Source organism: Cupriavidus sp. 05N39, assembly GCF_056397325.1.
On sequence record NZ_JBFTNE010000078.1, the window covers coordinates 22102 to 33853 of the forward strand.

The following is an 11752-nucleotide window of genomic DNA, read 5'->3' on the forward strand; positions in this document are numbered from 1 at the left end:
CGTGTCTGGCTGGGCAGGCTTAGTTGCCGGTGGCCTCGTTGGCAAAGGCAAAGCGCATGTCCGCGCCGGTACCCTCGTGCGACAGGACCAGCGTGGTCCCGGGCGGCAGGTCGACGTGCGCGGCGACGAAATCGGCGGCCGCCGGCAGCTCGCGCCCGCCGCGATCGACCAGTACCGCCAGCGCCACGCGCGCGGGGCGGCCATAGTCGAACAATTCGTTGACGGCGGCGCGGATGGTGCGGCCGGTGGCCAGCACATCGTCGATCAGCAGGATCTTGCGGTCCTGCACGTCGAAGGGCAGCGTGGTCGGCTGGGCCTGGCTATGCAGGCCCTTCTTGGCATAGTCGTCGCGGTGGAAGGCGACGTTGATGACGCCGTGGGCCGCCAGTTGCAGGTCCGCGGCGAGCCGCTCGGCAATCCAGGCGCCGCCGGAGTAGATGCCGGCTACCGACCATTGCGCGCGTTCGGCGGCGGGCAGCGCGGCCTGCACCTGGTCACGCAGCGCATGGTAGAGCGCCTCGGCGTCGGGAGAGGAAGTCTGGGTCATAGCGGATGCTGGTCGAAGTACTGTTGCAGGATGATGCTGGCGGCTTCGGCGTCGAGCGCGCCCTTGCGGGCGCCGGCCATCTCGGCGGCGATCGACGTGTAGCGCTCGTCCACCCACTCCACCGGCAGCCCGAAGCGGCCGTGCAGCTGATTGCCAAAGCGGCGCGCGAGCCGCATCGATGGCTGCTCGGTGCCGTCCGGGTTGACCGGCATGCCCACCACCAGTTGCACCGGCGCCCATTCCTTGACGAGCGCGGTCACGGCCTCGAAGCGGCCTTCCACGGTGATGTTGGGGATGATGACAAGCGCACGGGCCTCGCGCGTGACAAAGTTGCCAAGCGCGACGCCGATCTTTTTTTCGCCGTAATCGAATGCCAGGACGGTGCCGTCGGTGGGCAGCGGGCGCGGCGCTGGCGCCGCCCCCGCCTCAGGCATGCCCGGCCTCGCCCGAGAGCATGGTGAAATCGATGCCCAGCAGGCGGATGGCGGCGGCAAAGCGTTCCTCGGGCGGCACGCTGAAGATGATTTCGGGATCGGCCTGGACAGTCAGCCAGCCGTTGCGGCTGAGTTCTTCCTCGAGCTGCCCCGCGCCCCAGCCGGCATAGCCGAGCGTGAGCAGGAAGCGGTGCGGGCCGCTGCCGTTGGCCACGGCCTCCAGCACGTCCTTTGAGGTGGTCATCTCCAGTCCGCCCGGCACGGCCAGGGACGAGACGTAGATGCCGACCGGATCGTGCAGCACGAAGCCCCGCTCGGTCTGCACCGGCCCGCCGAAGTAGACGGGCTGCTGCGCCACCGGCTGGATCTCCAGCTTGAGGTCGATCTTGTCGAACAAGGTGGCCATATCGATATCGATAGGCCGATTGATCACCAGGCCCAGCGCGCCGCGGTCATTGTGCTCGCACAAGTAGACGACGGAACCCGAAAAAGTCGGGTCTGCCATGCCGGGCATGGCAATCAGGAACTGATTGGTGAGATTGATTGGGGCTTCCAGCGTCGCCATCCCTGCATTTTATCAAATCGTTGCCATCCTTCCGGAAAAGATTCGCGGATGCCGCATTGCAGCATCCCGACGCTTCCCGGTGCGCTTTCCTGCCGGCCCTGTTCCCTACTCCTTGCGCGTGAGCGCGGCCAGGTCTTCCTGCGTGAGCCAGCGCCACTCGCCCAGCGCCAGCGTCGGCTCCAGCACGAGCCCGCCGATGGCGCTGCGGTGCAGGGCTTCCACATGGTTGCCGGCCGCGGCCACCATCCGCTTGACCTGATGGTATTTGCCTTCGGTCAGGCTGAGGCGCAGGCTGCGCTCGCTGGTGGCCTCGCAGGCGGCGGCAGCGATCGACACGGGTTCGTCGTCCAGCTTCACGCCCGCCAGCAGGGCATCGACCTGCGCCTGGGTGACCGGCTCGGCTGTTGTCACTTCGTAGACCTTGGGTACCTTCTTCTTGGGCGAAGTCTGGGCATGGATGAACTGGCCGTCGTCCGACAGCAGCAGCAGGCCGGTGGTGTCCTGGTCCAGCCGCCCCACCGCCTGCACCTCGCGCTGGCGCAACGGCACCGGCAGCAGGTTATACACGCTGGGATGGTGGCGCGGCCGTTGCGAGCATTCGTAGCCCACCGGCTTGTTCAGCAGCAGATAGGCCTTGGTGTGGCCGATCCACTCCTCGCCGTCCACGGTCAGGCGCAGTCCGTCGACTTCGAACTTTGCGGCCGGATCCTCGCACAGGACGCCGTCGACCTCCACCAGGCCGGCGCCGATCAGGTCGCCGCAATAGCGGCGGGTCCCGAAGCCCTGGGATTGAAGGATGCGGTCGAGTGTCATGGCCATGGCTTGCTTCTTGATATCTGAATTCTGGATTACTGGTGCGGCGCCGCCGGAACGGCGCCTCTGCCCGGTTTGCCGGGGGGCTGTCCGCGGTGCGGCGCACCCCTGCCGGTATGGTAGGGTAACAGGCTTCTTCCACCCGTTTCCGGAGCGTCCGATCTTGCCCTCGCCCACCGCCGATATGCGCCAGCCCTACCGGATCGACCGGCGGTTCGCGCGCGGGCTGGCCTGGTTCCGGCGCGACCTGCGCGCCGACGATCACGCGGCGCTGCATTATGCCCTCAAGCACTGCCGCCAGGTATGGTGCGTGTTCGTATTCGACCGCGAGATCCTGGATCCGCTGCTGGCACGCGGCCTGGCCGCCGACCGCCGGGTGGCATTCATCCTCGCCTCGCTGGCACCCCTCCATGCCACCCTGCGCGCCGCCGGCGGCGGCCTGATCGTGCTGCACGACCACGCGCGCAAGGCCGTTCCCGCGCTGGCGGCCGAACTGGGCGCCGAAGCCGTGTTCGCCAACCACGACTACGAACCCGCCGCGCAGGCCCGCGATGCCGAGGTGCGGCAAACGCTCGCGGACCAGTCCTGCGCCTTCTTCACCTTCAAGGACCAGGTGATCTTCGAGCGGGATGAGATCCTGACCGGCCAGGGCAAGCCGTTCTCGGTATTCACGCCCTATAAGAACGCCTGGCTCAAGGCGCTGCTGCCGTTCGACCTCAAGCCCTATCCGGTCGAGCCATATCTGAAAACGCTGGCTCCCGTACCCCGGCCGTATGCGCGGCCGCTGCCTGCACTGGCGTCTCTGGGATTCGCTCCCTCCAACCTCGCCGAGATCGCCATGCCCGCCGGCAGCGCCGGCGCCCACGCGCTATTCGACGAGTTCTGCGGCCGCATGGGCGACTACGCGCGCCGGCGCGACTTCCCCGCCCTGCGCGGCCCGAGCTACCTGTCGGTCCACCTGCGCTTTGGCACCCTGTCGATCCGGACGCTGGCCCGCGCCGCCCACGCTGCCACGCTGCGCGGCGGCGCGGAAAGCGCGGGCGCCGCTACCTGGCTATCGGAACTGATCTGGCGGGATTTTTATTTCATGATCCTGCACCACCATCCGCGCGTTGCCGCGGGCCATGCCTTCCACGCAGCCTATGACGCCATCCGCTGGCTCGGCGGCGAGACCGGCGAGCGCTATTTCCAGGCCTGGTGCGACGCGCGGACCGGCTATCCGCTGGTGGATGCGGCCATGCTGCAGATCCGGCAAAGCGGTTACATGCACAACCGGCTGCGGATGGTGGCGGCGAGTTTCCTGGTCAAGGATCTGGGTGTGGACTGGCGGCGAGGGGAGCAGTACTTTGCCGACCAGCTGAACGACTTCGATTTCTCGGCGAACAACGGCGGCTGGCAATGGGCCGCGTCCACGGGCTGCGATGCCCAGCCCTACTTCCGGATCTTCAACCCGACCACGCAATCGGAAAAGTTCGATCCGCAGGGACGGTTTATCCGGAAGTACCTGCCGCAACTGGCGCGATTGCCGGACAAGTACATACATGCGCCGTGGACGGCTTCGGAGGACGTGCTGCTGGCGGCCGGTGTCAGGCTCGGGGAACACTACCCGCGGCCCATCGTCCAGCATGACGTTGCCCGGAAGGAGACATTGGCGCGGTATGCGGTGGTGAAGGAAAAGGCCAGGATTGGGACGGCCTGAAAAACCCGCGACGCGGAACGAAGCCGACTGGCTGGGCCAAAACCATCTGCCATGACGACGGCGGTCTCTCCCTCTCCCCTCAGGGAGAGGGGAGGAACACCCCCAACCCAACCCTCACGCCGCCAGWATCGCACTCTCCCGATAGTGCTTCTGCGCCTCGTCGGGCCGCTCGGTTTCCTCAAACATCTTGGCCAGCGCCAGATGCGCCCGGACCCGCAGCCGTCGCTGCGAATCCACATCCGCATAGCGCAACGCCCGCTCAAAACTCGACTGCGCCTTGCCCCACAGCTTCTCTCCAAGGCAAAGCACACCCAGCGTGAAGTAAAGGTCCGCATCGACCGGATGCTGCGCCAGCCATTTCTCCGCCTGCTGGATCTGCGGCAGCGCACGTCCCGGCTCGGCGCACTCCGCGTAGCGCAATACCAGCCGGCTATCCCAGTTGGCCTTGAGCGCATCCTCCACAATCTTGCGCGCCTCATCCTGCCGGCCCAGCGCAGCGAAATAGCGCGCCGCGGGTTCGGCGATGCGGGCCGCACGCCGTTCGTCGGTCGATAACGAGCGCCAGAAATCATGCAGCGCGTCGCCGTCGTGGCGGCGCTCTTCCAACAGGGCTTCGCAGGCCATCTGCTTGAGACGCAGCGCCAGCACCGGATGCAGCGCATTGCGCTTTTCCAGCGAGCGCGCCAGGCGCAGGACTTCGGTCCAGTTCTTCAGGTGCTGGTGAGCCCGCAGCGCGATACGCTGCACGTGGATCTGGCGCGCGCCCTGCGCCTGCAGTTGGGCGATGGTTTCCAGCGCGCCGTCGGCATCGCGCGCGTCGACCAGCAACTCGGCCATCGACACCAGCCGCGCCTGTTCGCGCTCGGGATCGGTCACCTGCGCCATCCAGGCATCGCGCCGCTCGGTTTCCTGCATGCGGTGTGCCGCGCGCGCGCCGATCAGCGCCGCGGTCTGGGCCTGCTCGGGCCAGGCCTGGGCTTCACGCGCGGTGCGTTCGGCGCGGGCGAAACGGCCGGCGAAGAGGTTCTCGATCGCCTCGCGCAAGGCGGCCTGCGCCCGGTTCATGCGGCTGCGCTCGCGATACGCGGCGGCGCGCGCCGGCATCTCGGACAGGTGCCGCACGGTAGTGAGGATGGTCCAGACCACGAAGAACGTCAGCAGCAGCAGCGCCAGTGCCAGGTTCAGCGAGAGTTCGACCCGGTAAGGCGGGTAGAACAGGACCACGTTGCTTTGGTTGAATTGCGTGAACAGCGCCAGCCCGACCGCGCCGCCAAACAGGATAGCCACCCAGAAAAGAAGCCGCATGCGCTACTCCTTCTTGAGCGCCTGCAGCGCGCCGAGGCTTTCCGCCATGGTCGGCAACTGCACCGTGACGGCACCAGCCTGGGCCTGCTTGAGCAGGGTCAGCGCGGCCTGAACGCGGCGCGACTTGGTGTCGAAATAGCGCCCCAGCATGGCTTGCGCGGCCGCCAGGTCATTGCGGAACACCGGTTCGTTGCGCGACAGCAGCGCCAGCCTCGCATTGAGCAGGCGCAGCTTGACGTTCTCGCGCAGGAACCAGCCCTGGTCGCCGGTCAGCAGCAAGGCCTGGGCATCGTCCACGCGCCGGATGCGGATAACCTGCATCAACTCGTCGCGCACGCTGGCCCACAGGCCGCCAAACCATTTGCCGACCGTGTTGCCGGCCGGTGCCGGCTCGGCCTTGGTGGCATTCCTGGCGCCCTTGCCGGTGGCCGGCTTTGCGGCCGTATCGGCCTTATCGGCTTTTTCCGCTTTTTCGGCCACCTCCGCCTTTGCGTCCGATTTGCGCGCATCGGCTTCGCTGCGCTCGAGCATGCGCTCGCTCGACAGCAGTGGCAGCGTGTCGATCTGGTTGATGGCTTCGTCGAGCTTGATGGCGGCGCCGGTCAGGTCGGTATCCGGCACGGCTTTCATGCGCGCCACATCGCGTGCGATGGCCCGGCGCAGCAGATTGTATTGCGGCTTGTCAGTGCGCGCCAGGCGCGTATCGGCGCTTTGCAGCGCCGCCAGCGCGACCTGCACATTGCCTGTCAGCTGCAGTTGCTGGCCCGCGTTGGTCAGCAGTTGCTGGATCTCCGCGATCTCCCAATCGTCACGGTTGCGCATCAGGTCCTGGTAGACCTGCTCCAGCGCGGCTTGCTTGTCGCGCGCCTCGCCCACCTGCCCGTCCAGCGCGCCAACCTTGGCCTGCAACTCCTTCACGGTTTCCTGCGCATTGCGCGACAGCACGCGGGTTTCCTGCACCAGCGCATCGTTGCTCTGCTGGCGCCGCGCCAACTCCTGGGTCAGGTGGTCGACGCGCTGCTGCAACCACCAGAACCCGCCACCAATGGCGAGGATCAACAGGAGCAGCAGCACCCACCACGGGTTGATGCGAGGCGTGCCGCGGACGGGCAGCGGGGCGCCAGCCGCGGGGGGCGGACTGGAGGCGGGAGGAGCGGTATTGTCTTGCGTCACGCGATCGACCTTCGTTGACGTTGCGGGCGGTGGATTGATTTGCGGGTCCGGCGCAAGCACCGGCGGCGGTGCCACGGCCGGGACTGGCGCCGGGGCGACCGGTGGCGCGGGCATCGGCTCCGGCGGACCGGCATGCGCCTGCGCCCACTGGCGGCAAGCCGCCAGCAGACCATCGTCCCCCGGCGCCGCGCGCAGCAGGTGCGAGAACCCCAGGGCCTGGGCCTGTTCGGCGATTCTCGCATGGGGCGCGATGCACTGCACCTGGCGCAGGCAAGCCAGTTCTTGCGGGCTCAGTGCCTGGCGCGCCATTTCATCGAGATTGCGCACCGCCTCGGAACTGGTCAGCAGCCACGCCTGCGGCGGCGCGCCCGGCTTGAGGCCGTCGCGCACGGCCTGCCATTGCATGCTGCCGGGCGTGGGGACGGAGCGCTGGTAGGCCTCGACCGCGCGCACCTCGGCGCCCGCGCCGCGCAGGCGTTCGGCCAGCCAGTCGCGTCCCCCGTTGCCACGGATGATCAAGACCTGGCGCCCTTGCAGGGCGCCGGCGTCAAGCTGGGCCTCGAGTTGCTGCCACAGCGCCTCGGAATCGAAGCGGGCTTCGGCGCCTTCGCCACCATTGGCGGCATCACCGTTGTCGGCCTCATGGCCGGTCGTGCAGCCGGCGGGCGCGATCACCCGGCAGGCAGGCGCGGCAATGCCACGCTCGGCCAGTGCGGCCACGCTGGCTGGGCCGACCACGGCCACCGGCACGGATTCAGGCCATTGCGGTACGGGCTTGTCCTGAATCTGGGCCAGCGCGTCGAGCGCGAAAGCCACAGCATTGGGGCTGACGAAGACCACCAGCGCAAAGTCCGCCAGTTGCGCCAGCGCCGCGCGCAAGGGTGCATCGTCGGCCGCGGGGCCGATCGCCAGCAGGGGAAAGCCAAGCACGTCCAGGCCCGCGGCCGACAAGGCCTCGGTGAGTTGCCGGGACTGCCCGGCGGGTCGTGTTACAACGACAGTCGGGCGGGGCATGGGCCGGTCTCAGGCAGGAGGAGCTTGATGGGAGGCGGGATCCGCCAGCGTCGCCAGGATCTCGGCTGCGCCTTGTCCCAGCAGATCCTGGGCGACGGCCTTGCCGAGCGCTTCCGCCTGGTGGGGTGCATCGGCACCCTCGACCACCGCTTCGGACCGGGCCCGCACGCAGCGGCTGCCGTCGGGCAACGCCACGAAGGCCTCGATCTTCAGCGTTGCGCCATCCCAGCTTGCGTGGGCTGCCAACGGCACCTGGCAGGAACCGCCCAGCATGCGCGACACGGCGCGCTCGGCGGTAACGGCCAGCGCGCTGGGCGCATGGTTGAGCGGCGCCAGCCAGGCGGCCAGCTCGGGACGCCCGGCCGGAATCTCGATGCCAAGCGCCCCCTGCCCGGCGGCCGGCAGCGAACTGACGGGATCGAGCACGGCGCGGATGCGATCGCCCAGGCCCAGGCGCTTGAGGCCGGCGGCGGCCAGGATGATGGCCCCATAATCGCCGCGATCGAGCTTGCCGAGCCGGGTGTCGAGATTGCCACGCAGCGGCTGGATCACAAGATGCGGGTAGCGGGTGCGCAGCGCGGCCTCGCGGCGCAGGCTGGAAGTGCCGACCACGGTACCCGCTGGCATGGCTTCGAGCGAGCCGAAGCGGGCCGAAACCAGCGCGTCGCGCGGATCCTCGCGTTCCATGATGGCGGCCAGGGCAAAGCCTTCAGGTAACTCCATCGGCACATCTTTCAGGGAGTGCACGGCGAGGTCGGCGCGGCCTTCGGCCATCGCGATCTCGAGTTCCTTTACGAACAGGCCCTTGCCGCCGACTTTGGACAAGGTACGGTCTAGAATCTGATCTCCGCGCGTAGTCATTCCGAGAATGGACACATCGCACGCGGGATAGTATTGTTGCAACGCAGCACGCACATGCTCGGCCTGCCACATAGCCAGACGGCTTTCGCGGGAGGCGATGACTAGCTTGCGCGGTGCGGCGCTGGAGGAAGACGGGGGAACGGATGCTTGCATCCGCGAATGTTAGCACGCACCCCAAGCGGCTCCGGGCCAATAGACAGCAGACATTAAATAAGAGATGACAGGAGATTGCATGACGCAGCAAGCTGCGCGCCCCGCCGGCCGGCGTAAGCCAACCGCCAGCCGGGCAGACGCCCCCGATACCGTAGTAGCTTCCGCTTTGGTTCCCGCAAGTACCCCAGCCACTCCATCTGCCAAGACCGCCGGCCGCAAGCGCACCGCCGTCGCGAAGCCTGCGGCAAGCGCCCCGGCGCGGCGCGCCAGTGACAAGGACGTCCCCCTGCGCGAGGACATCCGCTTCCTGGGCCGCTTGCTGGGTGAGTGCCTGCGCGAGCAGGAAGGCGACGCCGCCTTCGAGGTGGTCGAGACCATCCGCCAGACCGCCGTGCGCTTTCGCCGCGAGAACGACCGCGCCGCCGGCGCCGAGCTGGACCGGCTGCTCAAGCGCCTGTCGCGCGACCAGACCAACTCGGTGGTGCGTGCCTTCAGCTATTTCTCGCACCTGGCCAATATCGCCGAGGACCAGCACCACAACCGCCGCCGGCGCGTGCACGCACTGGCCGGCTCGCCGCCGCAGCCGGGCAGCCTGGCGCACGCGCTGCAGGCCATCGACGCGGCCGGCGTGACCGGCAAGACGCTGCGCAAGTTCTTCGACGAAGCGCTGATCGTGCCGGTGCTGACCGCCCACCCGACCGAAGTCCAGCGCAAGAGTATTCTCGACGCCGAGCGCGAGATCGCCCGCCTGCTGGCCGAGCGCGATCTGCCGATGACCGCGCGCGAGCGCGACCACAACACCGCACTGCTGCGCGCCCGCGTCACCACGCTGTGGCAGACCCGCATGCTGCGCAATACGCGGCTGATGGTGGTTGACGAGATCGAGAACGCACTGTCCTACTACCGTACCTGTTTCCTGCGCGGCATCCCGCAGCTGATGAGCGAACTGGAAGAGGACATCGCCGCGGTGTTCCCCGCCACGCGCAAGAACAAGGCCGCGCCGGCCGCCTCGACCCAGCTCGCGCCCTTCTTCCAGATGGGCTCGTGGATCGGCGGCGACCGCGACGGCAACCCCAACGTCACCGCCGACACGCTGGAGCAGGCTGCCAGCAAGCAGTCCGCGCTGATCCTGGAGTGGTACCTGGACGAAGTCCACGTGCTGGGCGCGGAGCTGTCGATGTCGAGCCTGATGGTGGAAGCGAGCCCGGCACTGCTGGCGCTGGCCGAAGCCTCGCCCGACCATTCCGAGCACCGCGCCGACGAGCCGTACCGCCGCGCCCTGATCGGCATCTATGCGCGCCTGGCGGCAACCTGCCTGGCCGTCACCGGGCAGGCCGCGCCGCGCCACCCGGTGGCCGACGCCGCGCCCTATGCCGACGCGCAGTCCTTCGGCGCCGACGTGCAGGTCGTGATCGACTCGCTGCGCGCCCACCACGGCGAGGCGCTGGCACGCACCCGCATCGACGCGCTGGCCAAGGCCATCGCCGTGTTCGGCTTCCACCTGGCGTCGATCGACATGCGCCAGGTGTCCGACGTGCACGAGGCCGTGATCACGGAACTGTTCGCCGCCGCTGGTGTGGAGGCCAACTATGCCGCCCTGACGGAAGCGCGCAAGCTGGAGCTGCTGCTGGCCGAGCTGCGCCAGCCGCGCCTGCTGACCCTGCCCTGGCATACCTATTCCGAGCAGACCCGCAGCGAGCTGGCCATCCTGAACATGGCCCGCGAGCTACGCGCCCGCTACGGCGCGCGCGTGGCCCGCAACTACATCATCTCGCACACCGAGACGCTGTCGGACCTGGTCGAAGTGATGCTGCTGCAGAAGGAAGCCGGCATGCTGCGCGGCACGCTGGGCAGCAAGACCGACCCGGCACGCCCGGAACTGATGGTGATCCCGCTGTTCGAGACCATCGAGGATCTGCGCAACGCCGCCGGCATCATGCAGTCGCTGCTGGAGTTGCCGGGCTTCGCCTCGGTGATCGCCCATCACGGCGGCGAGCAGGAAGTGATGCTGGGCTACTCCGACTCCAACAAGGACGGCGGCTTCCTCACCTCCAACTGGGAGCTGTACAAGGCCGAGCTGGCGCTGGTGCAGGTGTTCGAGGCGCGGCGCGTCAAGCTGCGCCTGTTCCACGGCCGCGGCGGCACCGTCGGCCGTGGCGGTGGCCCGACCTACCAGGCCATCCTGTCGCAGCCGCCTGGCACGGTCAACGGGCAGATCCGCCTGACCGAGCAGGGCGAGATCATCAACAGCAAGTTCGCCAACGCCGAGATCGGCCGGCGCAACCTGGAAACGGTGATCGCCGCCACGCTGGAAGCCTCCCTGCTGCCGACGCAGAACGCGCCCAAGGACCTCGTCACGTTCGAAGCGGTGATGCAACAGCTCTCCGATCGCGCTTTCAGCTCCTATCGCGCCCTCGTCTACGAGACCCCGGGCTTCAAGGACTACTTCTTCGCCACCACGCCGATCACCGAGATCGCCGACCTGAACCTGGGTTCGCGTCCGGCTTCGCGCAAGCTGATGGACAAGAAGCAGCGCCGCATCGAAGACCTGCGCGCGATTCCCTGGGGCTTTTCCTGGGGCCAGTGCCGCCTGCTGCTGCCGGGCTGGTACGGTTTCGGCAGCGCGGTCAAGGCGCTGCTGGACGAGGCGCCGGACGAGAAGGCGCACAAGGCGGCCGTCGCCACGCTGCGCCGCATGGTCAAGAGCTGGCCGTTCTTCTCCACGCTGCTGTCCAATATGGACATGGTGCTGGCCAAGACCGACCTGGCCGTGGCCTCGCGCTACGCGCAGCTTTGCGAGGATCCCGCGCTGCGCAAGAGCGTGTTCGCGCGCATCAGCGCCGAGTGGCACCTGACCTGCGAGATGCTGGCGCTGATCACCGGCCGTCATGAGCGCCTGGCCGACAACCCGCTGCTGGCCCGCTCGATCAAGAACCGCTTCGCCTACCTGGACCCGCTCAACCACTTGCAGGTGGAATTGCTCAAGCGCTACCGCTCGGGCAAGGATGGCGACGACATCCGCGTGCGGCGCGGCATCCACCTGACCATCAACGGCGTGGCCGCGGGCCTGCGCAACAGCGGCTGAAGCAAGGCGACGCCCTGGCGTTGCAAAAAAGTCCCGCCATGGTGACTGGCACCATGGCGGGAGAACCCGTCCGGCCCGCAGGCCGGACGGCGCAGAGCATGGC

General features: G+C 68.1%; 9 protein-coding genes. 2 read left to right on the forward strand and 7 right to left on the reverse strand.

Going from position 1 to position 11752, the window contains the following annotated elements:
* Positions 1 to 19: 19 nt before the first annotated feature.
* The 4 genes from pyrR to AC1DN0_RS29775 form a co-directional block, all read right to left on the reverse strand.
* Positions 20 to 547, reverse strand: coding sequence for a bifunctional pyr operon transcriptional regulator/uracil phosphoribosyltransferase PyrR (pyrR, locus tag AC1DN0_RS29760; RefSeq protein ID WP_441624969.1), 528 nt, complete (start codon positions 545 to 547; stop codon positions 20 to 22).
* Positions 544 to 981, reverse strand: coding sequence for a Holliday junction resolvase RuvX (gene ruvX, locus AC1DN0_RS29765; RefSeq protein ID WP_441624971.1), 438 nt, complete (start codon positions 979 to 981; stop codon positions 544 to 546). The genes pyrR and ruvX overlap by 4 nt, the downstream gene beginning before the upstream one ends.
* Positions 974 to 1546 (reverse strand): YqgE/AlgH family protein, encoded by a 573-nt coding sequence (locus tag AC1DN0_RS29770; RefSeq protein WP_035863791.1) that lies wholly within the window; start codon positions 1544 to 1546, stop codon positions 974 to 976. The genes ruvX and AC1DN0_RS29770 overlap by 8 nt, the downstream gene beginning before the upstream one ends.
* 105 nt (positions 1547 to 1651) lie before the next feature.
* On the reverse strand, positions 1652 to 2359 hold the full coding sequence (locus AC1DN0_RS29775; protein ID WP_441625018.1) for a pseudouridine synthase: 708 nt from the start codon (positions 2357 to 2359) through the stop codon (positions 1652 to 1654).
* 184 nt (positions 2360 to 2543) lie between these two features.
* On the opposite strand from AC1DN0_RS29775, the gene AC1DN0_RS29780 reads away from it, so the two are divergent.
* Entirely contained in the window at positions 2544 to 4058 is a 1515-nt protein-coding gene (locus AC1DN0_RS29780; RefSeq protein ID WP_477111301.1) for a cryptochrome/photolyase family protein, read from the forward strand.
* A gap of 114 nt (positions 4059 to 4172) precedes the next feature.
* Here AC1DN0_RS29780 and AC1DN0_RS29785 read toward each other — a convergent pair whose 3' ends face one another.
* The 3 genes from AC1DN0_RS29785 to hemC are packed head-to-tail and all read right to left on the reverse strand — an operon-like array spanning position 4173 to position 8564.
* Positions 4173 to 5363 carry a heme biosynthesis protein HemY gene (locus AC1DN0_RS29785; protein WP_045235965.1) on the reverse strand — a complete coding sequence of 397 codons (1191 nt, stop codon included), beginning with the start codon at positions 5361 to 5363 and terminating at the stop codon, positions 4173 to 4175.
* A gap of 3 nt (positions 5364 to 5366) precedes the next feature.
* Entirely contained in the window at positions 5367 to 7550 is a 2184-nt protein-coding gene (gene hemDX, locus AC1DN0_RS29790; RefSeq protein WP_477111280.1) for a fused uroporphyrinogen-III synthase HemD/membrane protein HemX, read from the reverse strand.
* 9 nt (positions 7551 to 7559) lie between these two features.
* A complete protein-coding gene (hemC, locus tag AC1DN0_RS29795) occupies positions 7560 to 8564 on the reverse strand; it encodes a hydroxymethylbilane synthase (protein WP_441624975.1) in 1005 nt (334 codons plus the stop codon).
* 79 nt (positions 8565 to 8643) lie between these two features.
* Here hemC and ppc point away from each other — a divergent pair, with 79 nt between their 5' ends.
* Positions 8644 to 11649, forward strand: a complete 3006-nt coding sequence (gene ppc, locus AC1DN0_RS29800) for a phosphoenolpyruvate carboxylase (protein WP_477111281.1) — start codon at positions 8644 to 8646, stop codon at positions 11647 to 11649.
* Positions 11650 to 11752 lie beyond the last annotated feature (103 nt).

What these genes read in the sequence shown, in the direction of transcription:
- pyrR (WP_441624969.1), bottom strand. Translation starts at nt 547, where the DNA reads ATGACCCAGACTTCCTCTCCCGACGCCGAGGCGCTCTACCATGCGCTG.
- ruvX (WP_441624971.1), bottom strand. Translation starts at nt 981, where the DNA reads ATGCCTGAGGCGGGGGCGGCGCCAGCGCCGCGCCCGCTGCCCACCGAC.
- AC1DN0_RS29770 (WP_035863791.1), bottom strand. Translation starts at nt 1,546, where the DNA reads ATGGCGACGCTGGAAGCCCCAATCAATCTCACCAATCAGTTCCTGATT.
- AC1DN0_RS29775 (WP_441625018.1), bottom strand. Translation starts at nt 2,359, where the DNA reads ATGACACTCGACCGCATCCTTCAATCCCAGGGCTTCGGGACCCGCCGC.
- AC1DN0_RS29780 (WP_477111301.1), top strand. Translation starts at nt 2,544, where the DNA reads ATGCGCCAGCCCTACCGGATCGACCGGCGGTTCGCGCGCGGGCTGGCC.
- hemDX (WP_477111280.1), bottom strand. Translation starts at nt 7,550, where the DNA reads ATGCCCCGCCCGACTGTCGTTGTAACACGACCCGCCGGGCAGTCCCGG.
- hemC (WP_441624975.1), bottom strand. Translation starts at nt 8,564, where the DNA reads ATGCAAGCATCCGTTCCCCCGTCTTCCTCCAGCGCCGCACCGCGCAAG.
- ppc (WP_477111281.1), top strand. Translation starts at nt 8,644, where the DNA reads ATGACGCAGCAAGCTGCGCGCCCCGCCGGCCGGCGTAAGCCAACCGCC.